The organism is Rhodanobacter sp. UC4437_H4 (genome assembly GCF_052978425.1).
In genome coordinates this window covers 2,137,879-2,158,310 of sequence record NZ_CM129673.1, presented here as the reverse complement: position 1 = coordinate 2,158,310, position 20,432 = coordinate 2,137,879, and the positions used below count along the sequence as shown (strand labels likewise).

The following is a 20,432-nucleotide window of genomic DNA, read 5'->3' as shown; positions in this document are numbered from 1 at the left end:
CTGCGCCGGGTGGCGAGCGGGAGTGCGGCAATGAAGGTTCTGGTCATCGGCAGCGGCGGACGCGAGCACGCGCTGGCGTGGAAGCTCGGGCAGTCCGTGCAGGTCGACGAGGTGATCGTGGCCCCCGGCAACGCCGGTACCGCGCGCGAACCGGGCGTGCGCAACGCCGAGGTCGCGATGAACGACCTCGATGGCCTGCTGCAGTTGGCGAAACGCGAGAAGGTCGGGCTGACCGTGGTCGGCCCCGAGGTGCCGCTGGTGGCCGGCGTGGTCGACAAGTTCCGCGCCGCCGGCCTGCGCATCTTCGGGCCGCGCGCGATCGCCGCGCAGCTGGAAGGTTCCAAGGCGTTCGCCAAGGATTTCCTGCAGCGGCACAACATCCCCACCGCGCACTACGCGGTGTTCACCGAACTCAATCCCGCGCTGGCCTACGTACGCCGGCAGGGCGCGCCGATCGTGATCAAGGCCGACGGCCTCGCTGCCGGCAAGGGCGTGGTGGTGGCGCTGACCCTGGCCGATGCGGAACTGGCGCTGCACGACATGCTCGGCGCGCACGCGTTCGGCGACGCCTCGGCGCGGGTGGTGATCGAGGAGTTCCTCGACGGCGAGGAGGCCAGCTACATCGTGATGAGCGACGGCAGCCACGCGTTGCCGATGGCCTCCAGCCAGGACCACAAGCGCCGCGACGAGGGCGACCTCGGTCCGAACACCGGCGGCATGGGCGCGTACTCGCCGGCGCCGGTGGTCACGCCGGAGGTCGAGCAGCGCATCCTGAAGGAAGTGATCGAGCCGACCCTGCGCGGCATGGCGGCCGAGGGCGCGCCTTTCATCGGCTTCCTCTACGCCGGCCTGATGATCGACAAGTCCGGCGCGCCGAAGGTGATCGAGTTCAACGTGCGCTTCGGCGACCCGGAAACCCAACCGATCTTGTTGCGGCTGAAGTCCGATCTGGTCGAGCTGATCGACGCCGCGCTGGACGGCCATCTGGCGCAGACCCGCGCGCGCTGGGACAGCCGCCCCTCCATTGGCGTGGTGATGGCCGCCGCCGGTTACCCCGGACGCGTGCGCACGGGCGATTCGATCGCGGGCCTGGACGACATCGACGATGGCGACGTGAAGGTGTTCCACGGCGGCACCGCCCGCGACGCGCAGGGTCGCGTGGTGACGTCGGGCGGGCGCGTGCTCTGCGTGTGTGCGCTGGGCAGCGATCTTGCCGCGGCGCGCGAGCGCGCCTATGCGGCGGTCGGCAGGCTGCGCTGGGAGGGTGCGTTTCACCGCCGCGACATCGCCCATCGCGCCTTGCATCGACGCTGAAAGCGCTGCAGCGCCGGCATGCAGCGTACGCGCGCGCACGGCGGGCAGGCGGGGATTGACTTTTCCGCGCCCGCTTTTTTGCGATATGCTTGCAGGCTCCCCCGCGTAGAGTCGTGGCGCCACCAGGCCCGCGCGACCACGTGTCGATTTCACGCATAAAGAGGTTTCTGGCATGCGCAAGACGGTTTTGTCGCTGGTATCGGTTGCTGCGCTGGCCCTCGCCGGCTGCCAAGGTTCGTCGTCGGATCAGGCCGCAAACGGCGGTCCCGCCAACGCCGAAAGTGCGGCCAAGGTATCGATCCCCAGCGAAGTCAGCGGCACGATCTCCCTGCGCGCAGGTACGCCGCAGCCTTCGGACAAGGCAACGCTGGTGCTGAACCTGGTCGATGTCTCCTCCACCGCGGTCGGCTCCGCGCCGCTGGCCACCAAGACCTCGCCGGCCGGCAGCTTTCCGCAGCCGTTCAAGCTCACCTTCAATCCGGCCGACGTCAAGCCGAACGACCTGTACGTGGTGCAGGCGATCCTGACCGACGGCGAGCGCCAGTACGTGATGCCGATCCAGGCGCCGGTGCTGGCCAAGGGCAGCCAGAACGACGCGGTGTCGATCCAGCTGGTCGCCGAGCAGACCCCCGGGGAAAAATTGCTGGCCGCGTTCGACGACGTGCAGAAGCAGCTCGGTGCGATGAAGGTCAATCACGGCACCAAGCTGGAGAAGGACGCCTCGCGCGGCTGGCAGCTGTTCCGCCAGGACGGCCAGATCCAGTTCATCCGCGAGCTGGTCGAGTACACCAAGGACGGCTTCACCAGCACCGACTATGCCTACAAGGACGGCAAGCCGTGGGCGATCGTGCAGCAGCACATGGCCAGCCGCGACGGCAAGCCCTCCTCGATCGACCGTGCCGGCTGGAGCGATGACGGCACGCTGGTGCTGAAGCAGCACCAGGTCGGCAGCGACGTGCAGCCGCTGGACCCGGCCGAGGCGGCGAAGCTCAAGCAGGAGGCGATGACCATCCTCGGCCTCGCCACCAACGGCAAGAACAAGTAAGTCGCTGCAGACTCTCCCGCGTCGAGCGGGAAGCTCGCAAAGAAAAAGCCGCCCGCATCAGCGGGCGGCTTTTTCATGGATGTGACCCGGCCCGGGCCGGCCGAGTCGCGGCCTGGCCGGATCAGAGGTCGATCCGCACGCCCATGTTGACGCTGTTGTACTTCTGGCTGTTGTCGCCGAAGCGGCCGCTGTAGCCGATCCAGCTTTGCACGCTGGGGGTCAGCCGGGCGGACAGCCCCAGCGTGGCGGCGCCCCAGCTCTGGTCGGGGCTGAAGCCGGTCAGCGCGAAGCTGCCGTTCATGCTGTTGAGGCCGGCGCGGACCTCACGTGCATCGGCCTTGCTGTCGTGGTTCCAGCCCAGTTCGGCATACGGCGACATCACCAGGTTGTTGACCTGCCACTGGCCGCGCAGGCGCCAGCCCAAGGTGGATATCAGCGAGTCGCGCTGCTGGCGGCCGAACCACATCGCGCTGCTGTCGTTGCCGCTCTCGCTGTAGCCGCTGATCTTCACGGTCTCCCAGTCGACGGTGGCGAACGGGCCGGTCTGCAAGTCGTTGCCCAGCTCGAACCACCAGCCGCCGGTGACGCCGCCGCCAAGGTGCGAGCCGTCGGTCTTGCCGGTCTCGGTGCGCTGCATCGCGCCGATGTTCATGCGGCGCTCGATGTCCTTGAAGTTGGACTGGCCGAAGTTGACGTAGCCGCCCACGTAGCCGCCACCGTTGTGGTAGCCGACGTAGCCCAGGCCGCTGACGTCCTGCAGCTTGTAGCCGCCGCCGCCGGAGAAGTCGGCGTTGTGCTGGCCGACGCCGAGCGCCACGCCGGCAGTGACGTGCTCGCCGGCGAAATAGTTCGCGCCCAGGGTGAAGTTGAGGTTGTCGCTGTTGGTGCGCGGCGAGTTGTTGCTGGCGTCGAAGCGTTGCCGGGCGTAGTCGATGTTGACGAAGGTGCGCACGTCGCCGTCCTTGCCGGTGGTCAGCATCTGGTCGCGCATCACGCGGTTCTGCACGGCGCTGGCCGCCAGCGGCGCTTCGCCGAGCAGCGAGATCTGCTCCGGCGCGTGGATCACCGACAGCACGTACTGGCCCAGCATGGCGTGGGCGGCGGTGGTCGGGTGCACGCCGTCGGCGAACAGGTAGGTCTGGTCGGCGCCGGCCGCGTAGCTGTACGGCAGGCCCGAGCCCTGCGGGCCGCACTGCACCGAACTGGAACCGGCGCCGCAGGCCGGCGCGGTGACGTTGCTGAAACCGTAGGCGCCCGGGTTGGCGATCACTTCGTTGAGCAGCGCGTAGGTGTTCGCCGGGATGATGTTCAGGCCGTTGTTGCTCAGTTGCGCCAGGCCGCTGTTGAGCACGCCGTTGTAGAGCACGGCGAGCTGGCTGGCGCCGGCCTGTGCGGTGGCGCCGCCGAGCGCGGCCTGCGGGGTCTTGCCGAGATCGGGCAGGTTGTAGACCAGCACGTATTTCGCGCCGGCCGCCTGCAGGCCGGCGAGCACGCCAAGCTCGGTCTGCGCCGCATTGACCGCGCCGGCGGAGATCGCGTTCGGATCGCTCAGCGTACCGCTCAGGTAGAAGATGTCGTTGGCGCCGCCCCAGACCTGGTACAGCGCACGCGAGTCGGCCTTGCCGCCGTTCGCGCCGAGGTACATCTGCAGCTGCTGGGCGATGGTCGGTACCGCGGCGACGTTGTTGACGAAGCCCGCGCCGCCCCAGGCGTAGTCGGTGCCGCCGGCCGCCGACGGCGCCAGCGTGAAGCCCAGGCCCGTCGCCACGTTCTCCGCCGCGGTGGTGCCCGGGTTGGTGGTGAAGCGCAGCGGCGGCTGGATCGCCGGTGCGCTGGCCAGCGAGATGTTGCCGTTGTCGCTCAGGCTGTCGCCGAAGACGATGACGTTGCTGAAATCGGCGGCTGCGGCGGCCGTGCTGAACAGCATGGCGGTTGCGATGGCGCCGGCCAGATGGCGGGTGCGAAGCATGGAAGTACTCCTCGGCCGGGATGGCCTTGTTCGTTGCGGGTTACGGTACGGTATTCCATACGGAACCGCATGCTGCAGCGCATCGCCGCCGCAGGCGGATGGTGGTCGGCGTTCAGCGCTTGCCGGCGCGCGCGAACGCGTCGGCGAAAGCGTTGCTGGCGGGCGCGGCCGCGGGCTTGGGTGCGCCGCCCCCCGGACGCGGGCCGCGGCCGTCGCGCGAGCCGCCACGGGCATCGCTGCCGGCGCCCGGACGGCTGCCGCGCGCCTGCCCCGGTTCGTCGTCCAGGCGCATGCTGAGGCCGATGCGCTGGCGAGGAAGGTCCACCTCCATCACCTTGACCTTGACGATGTCGCCGGCCTTCACCGCGTCGCGCGGGTCCTTCACGAAGCTGTGCGACAGCGCCGAGACATGCACCAGGCCGTCCTGGTGCACGCCGATGTCGACGAAGGCACCGAATGCGGCGACGTTGGTGACGCGGCCTTCCAGGATCATCCCGGGCTTCAGATCCTTCACGTCCTCGACGCCTTCGGCAAAGCGCGGCGCCACGAACTCCGGGCGCGGGTCGCGGCCGGGCTTTTCCAGCTCTTTCAGGATGTCGCGCACGGTCGGCACGCCGAACTTTTCATCGGTGAATTGCTCGGGCTTGAGCCCGCGCAGGAAGCCGGCGTCGCCGATGATGTTGCGCACCTCGCGGCCGCACTGGGCGATGATCCGCTCGACCACCGGGTAGGCTTCCGGATGCACCGCGCTGGCGTCCAGCGGGTTGTCGCCGTCGGGCACGCGCAGGAAACCGGCGCACTGCTCGAAGGCCTTGTCGCCGAGCCGCGGCACCTTCAGCAGCGCCTTGCGGTTCGGGAACGGGCCGTTCGCATCGCGGTGCTTCACCACATTCTCGGCCACCGATGCCGATAGCCCGGCCACGCGCGACAGCAGCGCGGCCGAGGCGGTGTTGACGTCCACGCCGACGGCGTTGACGCAGTCCTCCACCTTGGCGTCCAGCGCGCGCGCCAGCTTGATCTGGTTCACGTCGTGCTGGTACTGGCCCACGCCGATCGCCTTCGGCTCGATCTTCACCAGTTCGGCCAGCGGGTCCTGCAGCCGTCGCGCGATCGAGACGGCGCCGCGCAGGCTCACGTCCAGTCCGGGGAACTCCTTCGCGGCGAGTTCGGAGGCCGAATACACCGAGGCGCCGGCCTCGCTCACCACGATCTTCGACAGCTTCGCGTCGGCCAGCTTCCTGATCAGCTCGCCGGCCAGCTTGTCGGTCTCGCGCGAGCCGGTGCCGTTGCCGATCGCGATCAGGTCGACGTTGTGCTGCTTGCACAGCTTCGCCAGCGAAACCAGCGATTCGTTCCACTGCCGGCGCGGCTCCAGCGGGTAGATCGTGTCGGTGGCCAGCAGCTTGCCGGTGGCGTCGACCACCGCCACCTTGCAGCCGGTGCGGATGCCGGGATCGAGCCCCATCACGGTCTTCGCGCCGGCCGGTGCGGCCAGCATCAGGTCCTTCAGGTTGTCGCCGAACACGCGGATCGCCTCGTCCTCGGCGCCTTCGCGCACGCGGCCGAACAGGTCCAGCGTGAGGTGCAGGTGCAGCTTCACGCGCCAGGTCAGGCGCACGGTCTCGCGCAGCCAGGCGTCGGCGGCACGACCGCGGTCGTGGATGTTCGCGTGCGCCGCGACGCGGCCCTCGCCCTCGGCGTGGCCCTGTTCGCTGTCGGCGGCGGGCGCCAGTTCCAGTTCGATCACGCCTTCGTTGCGCGCGCGCATCAGCGCCAGCAGGCGGTGCGAGGGGATCTTGCCGATCGGCTCGACGTGGTCGAAGTAGTCGCGGAACTTGGCGCCTTCGTTCTCCTTGCCCGCGACCACCTTGGCGCGAATCTGCCCTTGCGACCACAGCCAGTCGCGCAGCTCGCCGACCAGGTGCGCGTCCTCGGCGATCGCTTCCATCAGGATTGCGCGCGCGCCGTCGAGTGCGGCGCGCACGTCGGCCACGCCCTTGTCCGCATCGACGAACGCTTCGGCGAAGGCTTCCGGCGATCGCGTGGGATCCTCGCGCAGGCCAGTTGCCAGCGGTTCCAGCCCGGCCTCGCGGGCGATCTGCGCCTTGGTGCGGCGCTTGGGCTTGTACGGCAGGTACAGATCCTCCAGCCGCGCCTTGGTGTCGGCGGCGAGGATGTCCGCCTTCAAGGCGTCGTCGAGCTTGCCCTGTTCCTCGACGCTGGCGAGGATCGCCGCGCGGCGTTCTTCCAGTTCCCGCAGGTAGCGCAGGCGTTCTTCCAGCAGGCGCAGCTGGGTGTCGTCGAGGCCGCCGGTGACTTCCTTGCGGTAGCGCGCGATGAACGGCACGGTGGCGCCGCCGTCGAGCAGGTCCACCGCCGCGCGCACCTGTTCGGTCTTCGCGGCGATGTCGTGGGCAATGCGTTGTTCGATGCTGGGCATGGGTGGAGCGTTCCTGGCGGCGGCGCGGTGCCGCCGAATGAAAAGGTCAAGCCGTTGATGATAACAAGCGCCCGGGAATCGTCGGCGCGCCAATGAAAACGGCGCCGCGGACGAACCGCGGCGCCGTGTGTGGAACAAGGCCGATCAGGCGCTGAAGGAGTTGCTCTTGCCGGTCGCAGTGGCATCCGGCTTGAACTCGCTGGCGCGGCCGTTGAGCACCAGAGTGCTGCAGAGCATGTCGTGCAGAGCCTGCTTGCGGCGCGTCCAGCCGGCCATCATGAAGCCGATGAAGAGGATGATCGTGCTGAGGAACTTGGCCAGGTAGCGGCCCAGTGCCCGCCAGAAGCTGATCCGCCGGCCTTCGAGGTCGGTGACGCGGATGCCCAGTGCCAGCTTGCCCAGCGTGGCCTGCCACGGCGAGCTTTCGCACACGGCGAAATACAGCCAGGTCAGCACGGCGGTGAGCAGGATCGCCGTGCCCATCGTCGCGTAGTACTGGCCGTAGGCGGCGAGCATCACGTGCGGATCGCCGGGCGCCGCCATCATCGCCTGCTTCATCGTTTCCTGCGCGGCACCGTCGCCCATCGAGCGCATGATCACCAGGTTGTTGGGGATGTACAGCACGATCGCGTCGAGGATGTACGCCGCCAACCGCTTCCAGAAGCCGGCGTAATCCTCCAGCACCGCGGCGGTGGTCTGCGGCAGCGCCTGCAGCGGGGTGGCCGGTGCCGCGTAGGGGTTGTCGGCAGGCGGAGTGGCGGCCGGTACCGCGTCGCGGAACAGTACCGACAGCGGCTGCCAGTCGGCGAGGCCTTCGTACCAGGCGAGATCGTCGGGGCTGACCTTGCCGCTGCGCAACCACTCGCGCACGTCACTTTCCTTGTATGGCCCATGCCGTTCGCCGTCGCGGCCGATCCAGATTTCCATTGCGCACTCCCCGGGGCTGTGTGGAGTGCGCATGATGCCATGAGTGCGCGCGCCGGCGCTGTGCCGGGAGCAGGGGGTGATTCTCAGGCTGCGTCGCGGCGCTTCAGGTGGACCAGCAGCAGCGAGATCGCCGCGGGAGTGACGCCGCTGACGCGCGCGGCCTGGCCCAGCGTCGCCGGCAGCGAGCGTTTGAGCTTGAGCAGCACTTCCGCCGACAGCCCGCGCACCTTGTCATAGTCGAAGTCGGCCGGGATCGCGGTGTGTTCGTGCCGGCGCTGGCGCTCGATCTCTTCGCGCTGGCGTTCGAGATAGCCGGCGTACTTCACCTGCACCTCGACCTGCGCCGCCACGTCCTGGCGCGCCACCGGCGGGCCGAACCCGGGCACGCCGGCGAGGCTAGCGTAGTCGAGTTCGGGCCGGCGCAGCAGGTCGACCGCGCTGGTTTCGCGGCTGAGCGCGATGCCGAGCTGGCGCTCGAGCGCCGCACCCAGTGCATTGGCCGGCGCGGCGCACAGACCGCCGAGGCGCTGCAGTTCCCGCTCGACCGCCTCGCGCCTGGCGCGCAGCGCCTCGACGCGTGCCGGCGGCACCACGCCCAGCGCGAAACCCTGCTCGGTCAGGCGCAGGTCGGCGTTGTCCTCGCGCAGGTGCAAGCGGTATTCGGCGCGCGAGGTGAACATGCGGTACGGCTCGATGGTGCCGTTGCTGGTGAGGTCGTCGATCAGCACGCCGATGTATGCCTCGTCGCGGCGCGGATACCACGGTGCCTTGCCCTGCACGGCCAGCGCGGCGTTGAGCCCGGCGAGCAGGCCTTGCGCGGCGGCTTCCTCGTAGCCGGTGGTGCCGTTGATCTGGCCGGCGAAGTACAGGCCGGGGATCGCCTTCGTTTCGAGCCAGGGGTGAAGTCCGCGCGGATCGAAGTAGTCGTACTCGATGGCGTAGCCGGGGCGGGTGATGTGGGCGTGCTCGAAGCCGGGGATCGAGTGCACCAGCGCCAGTTGCACGTCGTAGGGCAGCGAGGTGGAGATGCCGTTCGGATAGATCTCGAACGTGTCCAGTCCTTCCGGCTCGATGAAGATCTGGTGCGACGGCTTCTCGGCGAAGCGCACCACCTTGTCCTCGATCGACGGGCAGTAGCGCGGGCCGACGCCCTCGATCTGGCCGGTGTAAAGCGGCGAGCGGTCCAGCGCGCCGCGGATGATCTCGTGGGTGCGCTCGCTGGTGTGGGTGATCCAGCAGCTGACCTGGCGCGGATGCTCGGCGCGGTTGCCGAGATAGGAGAACACCGGCGCGGGATCGTCGCCGTGCTGTTCTTCCAGCCCGCTGAAGTCGATGCTGCGGCTGTCGATGCGCGGCGGCGTGCCGGTCTTCAGCCGGTCGGCGGCGACCGGCAGCTCGCGCAGCCTTTGCGCCAGCGTGCTGGCCGGCGGATCGCCGGCGCGCCCGCCGGCGTACTGCGCCTGGCCGATGTGGATCTTGCCGGCGAGGAACGTGCCGGCGGTAAGCACCACCGTGCGCGCGTCGAAGGCGAGTCCCATCTGGGTGACCACGCCGCAGACGCGGCCGTTCTCGATGATCAGGTCGTCCACCGCCTGCTGGAACAGTTCGAGGTTCGGCTGGGTTTCCACCATGCGCCGGATCGCCGCCTTGTACAGCGCACGGTCGGCCTGGCAGCGGGTGGCGCGCACGGCCGGGCCCTTCGAGGCGTTCAGCGTGCGCCACTGGATGCCGGCAAGGTCGGCGGCGTGGGCCATGGCACCGCCCAGCGCGTCGATCTCCTTCACCAGGTGGCCCTTGCCGATGCCGCCGATGGCCGGGTTGCAGCTCATCTGGCCGATCGTCTCGATGCTGTGGCTGAGCAGCAGGGTGCGCGCGCCGGTGCGCGCGGCGGCCAGCGCGGCCTCGGTGCCGGCGTGGCCGCCGCCGATCACGATGACGTCGTAGCAGGTGGGGTGACGCATGCTGTTGCCCGGAGCGCGCAAAAGTGACAAAAGTGGGCGTCATGGTAACGCGATACGTCTGCCGTCGAAGATTGCCTGAAAGTGGCATGGATCGTGCTTCATCCGGCTTGCACTTTCATGGGCAGACGCTGCGCGAGGATCGCGCGCCGAGGTCGAGCGGACAGGGGTTCGATCGCGTACCGTGAGAGGAAGCAAGACGGCACCTTCGGGTGCCGTCGTCTTTTGTGGCGCCGGTGGATGCGCGATGCGACGCCAGGCCCGGAAACACGAAGCCCCGCGGCATGCGCGGGGCTTCGTGTCATGTAGATCTGGCGCCAGGCGGTCTCAGGAACAGGGGGAATCCAGGATGACCGTATTGCCGGGCGCCAGAAAGCGATGGGAATTCGAAGGTGAAACGTGAGGTTGATCTTCGCCGGAAACGCGTGAACGAAGGGTGACTGAAAGGGGACTTTATGCCGGCTCGCGGCAACAGCTGACGCGGGACGTCAGTGTCGCGGCAGACGCGGCAGGTTGGCTGTGACGGGAATCACACATTGGCACGGGTGATGCTTGTTCATCACTACCCACCCATTGACCCATTCAGGAATTCGCCATGGACATGAACTTCGATTTCCAGCCCGTCTATCCGCATCACGACCTGCTGGTCGAGATCGGCGAGGTGGAGATGGCGATGGACCACCTGAGCGAGTTCGACAACGACGTGCGCGACGACATGCAGCCGGACCTGGAATCGCGCATGCAGAGCCTGCTCGAGGCGCTGGACCACCTGGCCGTCTGAAATGCCGGCTGCCGCCGCGCGGCGTCGATGCCGTGCGCGCCAGGCAGCCGAAGCGATCGGCCGCTGCCCGCATGCGTCGCGCGGATTTCAGTGGTTCAGCACGTTGCCGATGATTTCGCCCAGGTTGCGTGACAGGCCGGCGCTGCCGGCCAGCTCCGCAATCGCCGTCCGCGCCAGCGCACGGCGCCCCGGTTCCAGCCGCTGCCATCCGTTGAACGCCGTGGCCAGGCGCGCCGCCACCTGCGGGTTGAGCGCGTCCAGCGTACCCAGCCGCTCGGTCAGGAACCGATAGCCGGCGCCGTCGGCGCGATGGAATCCGCTGGGGTTGCCGCGCACGAACGAACCCAGCAGCGACTGCACCCGGTTCGGGTTGTGCAGGGTGAACGCCGGGTCCTTTTCCAGTCGCATCACGCGCGGCAGCGCCGCGTTGCCGGGCAACTGCGCCTGCACCGCAAACCACTTGTCCAGCGCCAGTGCATTGCCGGCGTGGCGCTCGCGATAGTCCGCCAGCGCCTGTTCGCCCGCAGCGGACTGGCCGCGCACCAGCACCGCGAGCGCGGCGAGGCGGTCGGTCATGCCCGGCGCGTCGTGGTACTGCGCCGCGGCCAATGGCTGCGCGCGTTCGCTGGCGCAGGCCTCCAGCAACTCCAGCAGGCGGCGGCTGAGTCGACGGCTGGCCTGGCTGGCGGCATCCAGCGCGGTCGAGCGGCGTGCGGCCAGCGTGCGATAGCGCTGCTCCAGCGCGTCGGCGCCGAGCCGTTCGGCCAGCCTGCGTTGCAAGGCCTGGCGCAGCTGGTGGATGCGCTCGGGATCGACAGCGCCTTCGCGTTCGGCCAGTTCGATCTCGCCCGGCGGGGTGAGCAGGTCGGCCAGCAGGGCATCGTCCATGTTGCCGTCGGCGAACAGGCGGGCCAGCGCATCGCCCCAGGCCTGCAACGAGGTGTCGGTGCCGCCGTCGCGCAGGTTCTCGTAGGCGCGTGCGGCCAGCAGCTGGCCCGCTTCCCAGCGGTTGAAACCATCCGGGTCGTGCGCCAGCAGCAGCGCCAGTTCGGCCGGCGTGTAGTCGCATTCCAGGATCACCGGGGCCGAAAAGCCGCGCAGCAGGGATGGCACCGGCGGCGCGTCCACGCCGGTGAACACCAGTGCCTGCTCGGCCTGTTCCAGCACCACCACGCGTTCATTGCCGGCGTCGTTCGCCTCGCCGGCCAGTTGCAGCGGCAGCATGCGGCCGTCGCTCGCGAACAGGGCCAGCTTCACCGGAATCGGCAGCGGCGCGCGGGCCGACTGGCCGGCGACGGCCGCCGCGTGCTGGCCGAGGGTCAACGTGTACTCGCGGCGTGCAGCGTCGTGCTGGCCGTGCGCGCGCAGCCGCGGCGTGCCGCTCTGGCCGTACCAGGCCAGGTACGCCATCAGATCGACGCCGTTGGCTTCGCCCAGCGCGCCGAGGAAATCCTCCAGCGTGGCGGCGCGACCGTCGTTGCGTTCGAAATACAGGTCCATGCCGCGGCGGAAACCATCCGCGCCGAGCCGCCCGGCCAGCATGCGCACCAGCTCGGCGCCTTTCTCGTACACCGTGGCGGTATAGAAGTTGTTGATCTCGCTGTACTGCGCCGGGCGCACCGGATGGGCCAGCGGGCCGGCGTCCTCGGGGAACTGCGCGCGGCGCAGCAGGGCGACGTCCTCGATTCGCTTGAGCGGCGCGGAATTCATGTCGGCCGAAAAGCTCTGCTCGCGGAACACCGTGAGGCCTTCCTTCAGGCTGAGCTGGAACCAGTCGCGGCAGGTGACGCGGTTGCCGCTCCAGTTGTGGAAATACTCGTGTGCGACGACCGCCTCGACGTGGCGGTACTCGTCGTCGGTGGTGGAGTCCGGATCGGCCAGCAGGTATTTCGCATTGAAGATGTTGAGGCCCTTGTTCTCCATCGCGCCCATGTTGAAATCGTGGGTGGCGACGACGTGGAACACGTCGAGGTCGTAGTTGCGCCCGTAGCGCTGCTCGTCCCAGCGCATGGCGCGTTCCAGCGCGTCCAGCGCATAGCCGCAACGGCCGATCGCGTCGGCCTCGGCCCAGATCTTCAGCTGCACGGCGCGGCCGTCGGCGGTGCGATAGTCGCGCCCGATGCTTTCCAGGTGGCCGGCGACCAACGCGAACAGGTAGCTCGGTTTCGGGTGCGGATCGACGAATCGCGCCCAGTGCCGGCCGTCCTCCAGCTCGCCGGCGCCGGCCGGATTGCCGCCGGCCAGCAGCACCGGGAAACGGGTGCGGTCGGCACGCAGGGTCACGGTGTAGGTCGACAGCACGTCGGGGCGGTCGGGGAAGAAGGTGATGTGGCGAAAGCCCTCGGCCTCGCACTGCGTGAGCAGGAAGCCGCTCTCGCGCGGGCCGGACAGGTACAGGCCCTCCAGTGCGGTGTTGGCGGCCGGGTGCACGCGGACGCGGGTTTCCAGCACGCTGCCGTCGTGCGCGCCGTCGATCTCCAGCACGCTGCCGTCGTAGCGGTACGCCTCGGTATCCAGCTGGCGACCATCGAGCGCGATCGACACCAGTTGCAGGTTCTCGCCATCCAGCCGCAGCGGCAAGGGTTGCGCCGGATCGCGGCGCAGGTGCAGGCGTGCGGCGATTTCGCTGGCGTCGATGCCGAGCTCGACCTCCAGTTCGATCGACTCGACGCGCCAGGCGGGCGGCTGGTAATCGCGCAGCCGGATCACCGGACCGGCTTGCTGGGGAAGTGCGTGCATGAGCGGAACAACGTGGGTGGGGGATGGATCAGGCTAACATGGGCAAGTTCAACCGCAGGAGAATCCGGTGACTGCTTCCGGCTCGACCCGCTACGGCGTGGAGCGTTCCTGGCTGGGCACGCAGCCCGTCGTGGCGTTGCACGATCACGCGGGAAACCGCCACGTGCGCGTGGCCTTGCATGGCGCCGCCCTGCTCGGTTTCGAGGTGCCTTTCGGCGACGGCCTGCACGAACTGGCCGACGGCTACCACGATGCCGACGAGGTGCAGCGCCGCCCGGGCTCGCGCTTCGCGATCATGGTGCCGTTCGCCGGTCGCGTCGCCGATGCGCGCTACCGCTTCGACGGCGTGGCGCAGGATCTCGATCCCGGCGTGACCGGCAGCGAACGGGCCAGCCGTCACGGCTTCGTGCGCGATGCGTTGTTCGAGATCGAGCAACTGGCCGCCACCGATACCGCCGCCAGCGTGCGGTTGACCACCGCGGCGATTCGTCCGCGCCCGGGCTACCCGCACGCGATCGACCTGGCGGTCGAGTTCACCCTGGATGATGCCGGGCTCGGCCTGGACGCGTGCATGAAGAACGTCGGCGACACTCTCGCCCCGTGCTTCTTCGGCTGGCATCCGTACTTCCGGCTGCCTGGCGGTGGCCTTGTCGACGACTGGCCGCTGCAGATTCCCGCGCAGACGCTGATCCGCACCGGCGCCGACCTGATCGCACTGCCCGGCGCCGCCGCCTACGTCGCGCTCGACGATGCGCCGGCGCTGGATTTCCGCGAGCCACGGCAGATCGGCGACAGTATCCTCGATCAGGGCTACACCGACCTCGAGGCCGATGCGGACGGTCGCATCCGCACCCGCCTGGGCGATCCGTCGCACGGCTTCGCGCTCGCGCTGTGGCAGGAGCGCGGCATGATGCACGCGTTCACCGCCGACACGGTGGCGCGCGACGTGCGCCGCGCGGTCGCGCTGGAGCCCATGGAATGCATGGCCGATGCGTTCAACCGGCCCGAGTGCTCCGACGCGATCGCGCTGGCACCCGGCGCCACGCGCCATTTCCGTTGCGGCATCGAGGTCGTCGGCGCATGAGCCATTCCATCGAAGAGCTTCCCGAGCTGGCGCAGGTTCGCGCCGCGGCCACGCGCATCGCGCCGCATGCGCGAGTGACGCCGGTGATGTGCAGCCCGGCGCTGGATGCGCTGAGCGGCGCCAGACTCTATTTCAAGTGCGAGCACCTGCAGCGCGGCGGTGCGTTCAAGTTCCGCGGTGCCTGCAACGCGGTGTGGTCGCTGGATGAGGAGCAGGCCGCGCGCGGCGTGGTCACCCATTCCTCCGGCAACCACGGCAACGCGCTGGCGCTGGCCGCGGCCACCCGCGGCATCGCCGCCCACGTGGTGGTACCCGAGGGCGCGGTGCGCGCCAAGCTCGCGGCGATCGAACGCGCCGGTGCCACCCTGCACCGCTGCGCGCCGACCCAGGCGGCGCGCGAGGCGATGTGCGAGGAGGTGCGCCGCGCCACGGGTGCGGAGCTGGTGCATCCCTATGCCGACAGCCGGGTCATCGCCGGACAGGGGACGGTCGCGCTGGAGCTGTTGCAGCAGATTCCCGAGCTGGATGCGTTGATCACCCCGGTCGGCGGCGGCGGGCTGGCCAGCGGCGTGGCGATCGCCGCGCACGGCATCGACCCGGCACTGGCGCTGTTCGGCGCCGAGCCGCTCGGCGCCGACGACGCGGCGCAGTCGATGGCGCACGGCGAGCGCGTCACCACGGTGGTGCCGGACACGGTCTGCGACGGCCTGCGCGCGCTGGTCGGCGAACGCAACCTCGACGCGTTGCGCGCACACCATGTCGAGATCATCACCGTCAGCGACGCCGAGACGATCGCGGCGATGCAACTGCTGTGGTCGGAACTGAAGCAGGTGGTGGAAGTCTCCAGCGCCACCGTGCTGGCGGCGATCCTGCAGCAACCGGCGCGCTTCGCCGGTCGCCGCGTCGGCGTGGTCATCACCGGCGGCAACGTCGACCTGCAGGCCTTGCCGTGGAGCTGGAAGTGAGTGGAGAGGAGCGAGAAGTGAGAGAGAGCGGCAGGATCGCCGCGCCCTGCTGTTCTCTCACTTCTTACTCCTCTTCACTCACTCCTGAGCCTTGCGCCCCAGCCCGCTGACCGCGAGCAGGCCCAGCAGCACGAACGCGATGCCGGTGGCTTCCAGTGACGACGGCTGCTCGTGCAACAGCCACCAGGCCAGCAGCACGCTGAGCACGGGCACGCCGAGGCTGGACACGCTGGCCACCGTAGTCGGCAGCCGCTGCAACACGATCGACCACAGCCACCAGGCCGCCGCCGACGCCAGTACCGCGCTGTAGGCGAGACCGCCGATGAAGGCCCAGTTCCACACCAGCGGTCGCTGCGGCATCACCAGCGCAAGCAACCCCAGCACCACGCCGCCAGCCAGCATCTGCCAGGCAGTGAGGCTGAGCACGTCCGGCGCGTGGCGCTGGAACAGGCGCTTGCTGAGCACGGTGCCGGTGGCCCAGGCGAGTCCACCGAGAATGGCCAGCACGGTGCTCGCGGCGCTGCCCATCGGCCGCCAGGGTTCGATGATGCACAGCAGGCCGATGGCCGCCAGCGCCAGGCCGAGCCAGTGCCGCGGCGTTGGCCGGTCGCCCAGCAGCAGCCACGCCAGCAGCACTGCCCAGAACGGCATGGTGTAGGCGAGCAGGGCCACGTGGCCGGCACCGCCGTCGAGCAGCGCCCACTGCTCCAGGCCCTGGAAAGCGGCGGTCTGGCACAGTCCGATCAGGATCGTCGGGCCCAGCGGCGGCGGCCGCAGCGAGCGTCCCGACAGCAGCAAGGCCGCGAACAGCACCCCCGCGCCAAGCAGGTAGCGCAGCGCGGCGAAATCGAACGGGCCGGCCCAGGCCAGCACCTGTTTCATCACGATCCAGCTGTAGGCCCACAGCACGATGGTGACGAGCATGGCCAGCACGGCGCCGCGCTGGGGTGACGGGGAAGGCGGCATCGACATGGGCCAAAAGAGGGGCGACAAGTGTAATGGCCTCCGTTACGGTTGGCGGATCGACAGCCACATGAAGTCGCCATGAGCAAACGCGCCGAACCCACCCGCTGCCACTGGGCCGCCGCCGCCGACGCGCTGATGTGCGCCTACCACGACACCGAATGGGGCGTGCCGCTGCATGACGACCGCGGCCTGTTCGAGTTTCTCTGCCTGGAAGGAGCCCAGGCCGGCCTGTCCTGGCGCACCGTGCTGGCCAAGCGCGCGCATTACCGCAAGCTGTTCCACGATTTCGAGATTCCCCGCGTCGCCGCGATGAGCGACCGCGAACTAGAGAAGGTGCTGCTCGACCCGGGCATCATCCGCAATCGCCTGAAGGTGTACTCGGCGCGCGACAATGCGCGCGCCGCGCAGGAGGCGATCGCGGAGTTCGGCAGTCTGGACGGCTATTTGTGGTCCTTCGTCGAGGGCCGCACCGTGGTCAACCGCTGGCGCGAACCGGCCGAGGTGCCGGCCACCACCGCGGAGTCCGACCACATGAGCAAGGCGCTGAAGAGGCGCGGCTTCCGCTTCGTCGGCAGCACCATCTGCTACTCGCTGATGCAGGCCACCGGGATGATCGACGATCACCTGGTGGGCTGCTTCCGGCACAAAGCCGGCGGCGCCGCGCGCTGATCAGTCCGACAGCGCCAGCACGCAGTCGTCGGCGCCGTAGCTGCGGCAGCACACGGCGAAGATCGACAGCTCGCGGCCGTCCAGCACCGGCGCCAGCAGACCCTCCAGAAAACCGCTGAAGAAGATGCAGCCGGAGTGGCCGGCTTCCCCGCACAGCGGACTGTGGCGAATGTGCAGTTGGCTGCCTTCCTGCTCCACCTCGACCAGCGCGCGCAAGGCCGGTACGCCAAGCTGTGCGATCGCCTGGTCCAGGTTCAGCCGTCCACCCGGGTTCGGCTCGCGCTGGCCGACCCACGCGCCGATGCACCGGCCAGCCAGTGCCAGCGAGGGTTCGCGCGCCGCTTCGGCCACCGCGCGATCCAACTGCTGCAGCCGCGGCATGATTTGCGGGTACTCGGTGGCCAGTTTCGCCAGCAGCTTGTCGATGGCCGCCTGGTCGGGTTCGAGCGGGACCAGCTCCACGAACGGCGCCTCCGCCACCACGGCGGGCGCAGGCGCCACCGGAGCCGGCGCCGGGGGCGGCAGGATGAATTCGAGATCCGGCTCGGGCGTCGGCCGCGCGGCGACCGCAGGCGGAGGCGCGGGTGCCGCCGTCGGCGTGACCAGCCTGACCGGCGCGACCTCGTCGAAAGCGGGGGCGCTCGACGCAGTCGCGGCCGCGGGCGTTGTCCGCGCCGCGGGCGGCGCCGTCTCCGCCGCCGTTGGCGCGGCCGGAAGGGGCGGCGGCGCGTAGGCCGACGGCGCGCGCGAGGCGGCGAAGTGCGCGCGTTCCTCGCCCTCGGTGACCGGTTCCAGTTCGAAACTGATGATGCGCTCGTGGGCATCCAGCGCCGCCGCCAGCGCGCGCTTTTTTCGCGGCGGCCCGCGCACCACCATGGTCAGCAGGATGCCGTGCGGGTCCTGGACCAGTCGCTGCCGCTGCAGGCTGAAACCGCTGGCCAGCACCAGCCGGCCCACTTCCATCAACAGGCCCTCGCGTCGTTCCGACAAGGCCTGGATTTCCAGCTCGATCATCAGGCCCCCCTGTATGCGTTGCTGGTCCACCGAGTTGTGGCCGATACCATGATCGCATCCGGCGCGAAAAAGCGTGCGCTGGTTGTTGAATCCGCGAAGTCAGCGCTGCATCGGCGCCCTCGGGGCATGTTTCATGCTTCGTCTTTCTGACGCCGCGAGCCGCGCAGCTTGTCGATCGAGAAGCTGGCGATCTCCATGCCGCCCACGCGTCGCGGCTGCCCCGTCGGCGGGCCCCATGCATGCGCGCTGACCACCTCCCAGGTGGCCGGGATGCGGCCGTCGCGGCGCATGGTTTCGTAGGCGGCGAGCATGCGCCGGTAGCGCGACTTGCCGGTCAGTCCGCGCTCGCGCTGGCGGTCGGCATTGGTGGCGCCCAGGCCTTGCAGCTCTTCCAGCAACTTGCGCGGCTCGCTGTAGGTCAGGGTGTAGCGGAACACGTCCAGCACCGGGTCGCGCAGACCGGCGGCGAGCATCGCGTCGCCCACGTCGTGCATGTCCAGGAAGCGGCTCACGTGGGCGCGCTCATCCGCCGCGGCCCAGGCGGCGCGCAGCTCCATCAGGGTGTCGGGGCCGAAGCTGGAGAACGCCATCAGCCCGCCGGGCTTGAGCACGCGCATGCATTCGCCGAACAGCGCGGGCAGGTCGTCGATCCACTGGAAGCAGAGGTTCGAATGCAGCACGTCCACGCTGTGGTCGGCCAGCGGCAGCGCGCATGCCTCGGCGCAGACGCGGTCGAACGGCCGGCGCCAGCTGCTGTGCCGTCTCGCCGCGCGCAGCATCGGCAGCGCCAGGTCGAACGCGATCACCTCGGCCTTGGGATAGCGCCGCTTGAGCGCGGCGGTGCCGCGGCCGGTGCCGGCGCCGATGTCGACCACCCGCTGCGGCGTGTCGAGGTAGAACGAGAGCCGCTCCAGCAGGTGCGTCTGCACTTCGCGTTGCAGCGCATCGTGCTTCTCGTAGGTGGTCGCCGCACTGGCGAAATTGCGTCGCAGTTGGCGTCGGTCGAGTTGGAACTCACTCATGGGCAAGGCTCGCGCTGGCCCGGCCACCGTGCCGGGCGAACAAGGGTTGCAGCGCCGCGACCACCGCGGCGGCATGGCTGAAGAACGGCGCGTGGCCGGCCTGGGCGATCTCGTGGCTGTCGCCGCCGCACTGGCTCGCCGACCAGGTCATCGCCTGCGGTGGCACCAGCCGGTCGCGGCGCCCGGCGATCCAGGCGCTGGGTACCGCCAGGTCGGGCAGGGCGGCGCGGCGGTCGCTGTCGTGCAGGATGCGGATGCCCTCCTGCAGCACGCGCGCGTCCGGTTCGCCGCGGGCGAACACCAGCTCGCGCAGATGGCGCAGCTCGCCGCGCGGGTCGGCGCTGCCCATCGCCTCCAGCGCCAGGAAGCGCTCGATGGTGGCGTGGTAATCGGTTTCCAGGTCACTGGCCAGTTGCTGCACCAGCGCCGGATCGCTGCCGTGCGGCCAGCCGGCGTCGCGCACGAATTTCGGTGTGGCGCACAGCATCGCCAGGCCATGCGCCTGATGCGGCAGGTCCAGCGCCGCGGTCAGCGCGATCAGCCCGCCCAGCGACCAGCCGAGCCAGAGCGCCGGCGGCGTGGCGGCGGCGATCGCGGCGGCGCAGGCGTGCGGTTCCAGCGGCAGGCCGCAGTCGCGCGAACGGCCGTGGCCGGGCAGGTCGACCACGTACATCGTGCACTGCTGCTCGAGTGCCTCGACCAGCGGCGCCAGCACGCCGCCGTGCATTGCCCAGCCGTGCAGCAGCACCAGCGGCAGCGGACCGTGGCCGGCTTTCCCGATGAAGAGGCTCATGCGCCCGCCTCCGGCGGAAGCGGAAGCAGATCGGCACCCACGGCGCCGCGTCCGTCGAACACGAAGCAGCCGCCCTGCCAGTGCGTGCCGTCGGTGAGTTCCAGGTATTTCAGGATGCCGCCTTCGAGCTGGTGCACGTGTTCGATGCCCAGTTCCTGCATGTAGATCGCGGCCTTCTCGCAGCGGATGCCGCCGGTGCAGTACGGCACCACGGTCTTGCCGGCGTAGCGTGTGCGGTCGGCGGCGAGCGCGGCGGGGAAGTCGGTGAAGCGGGCGATGCGATAGTCCACTGCCTGCGCAAAAGCGCCGGCGTCGGTCTCGTAGTCGTTGCGGGTGTCGAGCATCACCACCTCGCGGCCGGCGTCGTCGCGACCCTGGTCCAGCCAGCGCTTGAGCGTTGTCGCATCCACGCCGGGCGCGCGGCCCTCGGCGGGGCGCAGCGCGGGCAGGCGCAGGGTGATGATCTCGCGCTTGAGCCGCACGCGCAGGCGGCCGAAGGGCACGGTGTCGGACAACGATTGCTTCGCTTCCAGCGCGGCAAAGCGCGCGTCCTCGCGCAGCCAGGCCATGAAGGCGTCGGTGGCCGCGCGGGTGCCGGCGAGAAACAGGTTGATGCCCTCGTGTGCCAGCAGCACGGTGCCCTTGAGCGCCAGCGTCTCGGCGCGTTCGCGCACGCGCTCGCGCAGCGCGGACAGGTCGTCCAGCGCGACGAAGCGGTAGGCGGCGATATTGACGACGTTCATGGG

At 69.6% G+C, this 20,432-nt stretch carries 16 protein-coding genes; 6 read left to right on the top strand and 10 right to left on the bottom strand.

Annotation, left to right across the window (positions count from 1 at the left end; all coding sequences use genetic code 11):
* Positions 1-30: 30 nt before the first annotated feature.
* A complete protein-coding gene (purD, locus tag ACVCL3_RS09990; protein ID WP_447097526.1) occupies positions 31-1,314 on the top strand; it encodes a phosphoribosylamine--glycine ligase in 1,284 nt (427 codons plus the stop codon).
* A gap of 172 nt (positions 1,315-1,486) precedes the next feature.
* Complete coding sequence (locus tag ACVCL3_RS09985; RefSeq protein ID WP_447097525.1) at positions 1,487-2,359, top strand: YbaY family lipoprotein; 873 nt, start codon at positions 1,487-1,489, stop codon at positions 2,357-2,359.
* 121 nt (positions 2,360-2,480) lie between these two features.
* Here ACVCL3_RS09985 and ACVCL3_RS09980 read toward each other — a convergent pair whose 3' ends face one another.
* The 4 genes from ACVCL3_RS09980 to mnmG form a co-directional block, all read right to left on the bottom strand.
* Entirely contained in the window at positions 2,481-4,328 is a 1,848-nt protein-coding gene (locus ACVCL3_RS09980) for an autotransporter domain-containing protein (RefSeq protein ID WP_447101154.1), read from the bottom strand.
* Between the two features lie 112 nt (positions 4,329-4,440).
* On the bottom strand, positions 4,441-6,768 hold the full coding sequence (locus ACVCL3_RS09975) for a Tex family protein (RefSeq protein WP_447101153.1): 2,328 nt from the start codon (positions 6,766-6,768) through the stop codon (positions 4,441-4,443).
* 144 nt (positions 6,769-6,912) lie between these two features.
* The gene (locus ACVCL3_RS09970) at positions 6,913-7,695 is read right to left on the bottom strand and encodes an RDD family protein (RefSeq protein ID WP_447097522.1); all 783 of its coding nucleotides are present in this window, start codon (positions 7,693-7,695) and stop codon (positions 6,913-6,915) included.
* Between the two features lie 83 nt (positions 7,696-7,778).
* A complete protein-coding gene (gene mnmG, locus ACVCL3_RS09965; protein WP_447101152.1) occupies positions 7,779-9,656 on the bottom strand; it encodes a tRNA uridine-5-carboxymethylaminomethyl(34) synthesis enzyme MnmG in 1,878 nt (625 codons plus the stop codon).
* Between the two features lie 592 nt (positions 9,657-10,248).
* Here mnmG and ACVCL3_RS09960 point away from each other — a divergent pair.
* Complete coding sequence (locus ACVCL3_RS09960; protein WP_395121002.1) at positions 10,249-10,434, top strand: hypothetical protein; 186 nt, start codon at positions 10,249-10,251, stop codon at positions 10,432-10,434.
* An 87-nt stretch (positions 10,435-10,521) separates the two neighbouring features.
* Here ACVCL3_RS09960 and pepN read toward each other — a convergent pair whose 3' ends face one another.
* Positions 10,522-13,173 (bottom strand): aminopeptidase N, encoded by a 2,652-nt coding sequence (pepN, locus tag ACVCL3_RS09955; protein ID WP_447097520.1) that lies wholly within the window; start codon positions 13,171-13,173, stop codon positions 10,522-10,524.
* A 67-nt stretch (positions 13,174-13,240) separates the two neighbouring features.
* On the opposite strand from pepN, the gene ACVCL3_RS09950 reads away from it, so the two are divergent.
* Positions 13,241-14,257 carry an aldose epimerase family protein gene (locus ACVCL3_RS09950; RefSeq protein ID WP_447101151.1) on the top strand — a complete coding sequence of 339 codons (1,017 nt, stop codon included), beginning with the start codon at positions 13,241-13,243 and terminating at the stop codon, positions 14,255-14,257.
* Positions 14,254-15,222, top strand: coding sequence for a pyridoxal-phosphate dependent enzyme (locus ACVCL3_RS09945; protein ID WP_395121005.1), 969 nt, complete (start codon positions 14,254-14,256; stop codon positions 15,220-15,222). The genes ACVCL3_RS09950 and ACVCL3_RS09945 overlap by 4 nt, the downstream gene beginning before the upstream one ends.
* A gap of 78 nt (positions 15,223-15,300) precedes the next feature.
* Here ACVCL3_RS09945 and ACVCL3_RS09940 read toward each other — a convergent pair whose 3' ends face one another.
* The gene (locus ACVCL3_RS09940; RefSeq protein ID WP_395121006.1) at positions 15,301-16,146 is read right to left on the bottom strand and encodes a DMT family transporter; all 846 of its coding nucleotides are present in this window, start codon (positions 16,144-16,146) and stop codon (positions 15,301-15,303) included.
* Positions 16,147-16,266: 120 nt separating this feature from the next.
* Here ACVCL3_RS09940 and ACVCL3_RS09935 point away from each other — a divergent pair, with 120 nt between their 5' ends.
* Positions 16,267-16,857 (top strand): DNA-3-methyladenine glycosylase I, encoded by a 591-nt coding sequence (locus ACVCL3_RS09935; protein ID WP_447101150.1) that lies wholly within the window; start codon positions 16,267-16,269, stop codon positions 16,855-16,857.
* On the opposite strand, the gene ACVCL3_RS09930 is transcribed toward ACVCL3_RS09935, so the two are convergent.
* The 4 genes from ACVCL3_RS09930 to ACVCL3_RS09915 all read right to left on the bottom strand — a co-directional run bounded on the left by ACVCL3_RS09930 (position 16,858) and on the right by ACVCL3_RS09915 (position 20,429).
* The gene (locus tag ACVCL3_RS09930) at positions 16,858-17,871 is read right to left on the bottom strand and encodes a hypothetical protein (protein ID WP_447101149.1); all 1,014 of its coding nucleotides are present in this window, start codon (positions 17,869-17,871) and stop codon (positions 16,858-16,860) included.
* A 131-nt stretch (positions 17,872-18,002) separates the two neighbouring features.
* Entirely contained in the window at positions 18,003-18,893 is an 891-nt protein-coding gene (gene bioC / locus ACVCL3_RS09925) for a malonyl-ACP O-methyltransferase BioC (protein ID WP_447101148.1), read from the bottom strand.
* Positions 18,886-19,686, bottom strand: a complete 801-nt coding sequence (gene bioH / locus ACVCL3_RS09920; protein WP_447101147.1) for a pimeloyl-ACP methyl ester esterase BioH — start codon at positions 19,684-19,686, stop codon at positions 18,886-18,888. The genes bioC and bioH overlap by 8 nt, the downstream gene beginning before the upstream one ends.
* Positions 19,683-20,429 carry a sulfurtransferase gene (locus ACVCL3_RS09915; protein WP_447101146.1) on the bottom strand — a complete coding sequence of 249 codons (747 nt, stop codon included), beginning with the start codon at positions 20,427-20,429 and terminating at the stop codon, positions 19,683-19,685. Before ACVCL3_RS09915 ends, bioH begins: the two co-directional genes overlap by 4 nt.
* Between the last annotated feature and the right edge of the window lie 3 nt (positions 20,430-20,432).

Coding starts and splice junctions, on each gene's coding strand:
- pepN (WP_447097520.1), bottom strand. CDS start 13,173: ATGCACGCACTTCCCCAGCAAGCCGGTCCGGTGATCCGGCTGCGCGAT.
- ACVCL3_RS09915 (WP_447101146.1), bottom strand. CDS start 20,429: ATGAACGTCGTCAATATCGCCGCCTACCGCTTCGTCGCGCTGGACGAC.
- ACVCL3_RS09940 (WP_395121006.1), bottom strand. CDS start 16,146: ATGCTCGTCACCATCGTGCTGTGGGCCTACAGCTGGATCGTGATGAAA.
- ACVCL3_RS09975 (WP_447101153.1), bottom strand. CDS start 6,768: ATGCCCAGCATCGAACAACGCATTGCCCACGACATCGCCGCGAAGACC.
- ACVCL3_RS09960 (WP_395121002.1), top strand. CDS start 10,249: ATGGACATGAACTTCGATTTCCAGCCCGTCTATCCGCATCACGACCTG.
- bioH (WP_447101147.1), bottom strand. CDS start 19,686: ATGAGCCTCTTCATCGGGAAAGCCGGCCACGGTCCGCTGCCGCTGGTG.
- bioC (WP_447101148.1), bottom strand. CDS start 18,893: ATGAGTGAGTTCCAACTCGACCGACGCCAACTGCGACGCAATTTCGCC.
- ACVCL3_RS09985 (WP_447097525.1), top strand. CDS start 1,487: ATGCGCAAGACGGTTTTGTCGCTGGTATCGGTTGCTGCGCTGGCCCTC.
- ACVCL3_RS09980 (WP_447101154.1), bottom strand. CDS start 4,328: ATGCTTCGCACCCGCCATCTGGCCGGCGCCATCGCAACCGCCATGCTG.
- ACVCL3_RS09935 (WP_447101150.1), top strand. CDS start 16,267: ATGAGCAAACGCGCCGAACCCACCCGCTGCCACTGGGCCGCCGCCGCC.
- ACVCL3_RS09945 (WP_395121005.1), top strand. CDS start 14,254: ATGAGCCATTCCATCGAAGAGCTTCCCGAGCTGGCGCAGGTTCGCGCC.
- mnmG (WP_447101152.1), bottom strand. CDS start 9,656: ATGCGTCACCCCACCTGCTACGACGTCATCGTGATCGGCGGCGGCCAC.
- ACVCL3_RS09970 (WP_447097522.1), bottom strand. CDS start 7,695: ATGGAAATCTGGATCGGCCGCGACGGCGAACGGCATGGGCCATACAAG.
- ACVCL3_RS09930 (WP_447101149.1), bottom strand. CDS start 17,871: ATGATCGAGCTGGAAATCCAGGCCTTGTCGGAACGACGCGAGGGCCTG.
- purD (WP_447097526.1), top strand. CDS start 31: ATGAAGGTTCTGGTCATCGGCAGCGGCGGACGCGAGCACGCGCTGGCG.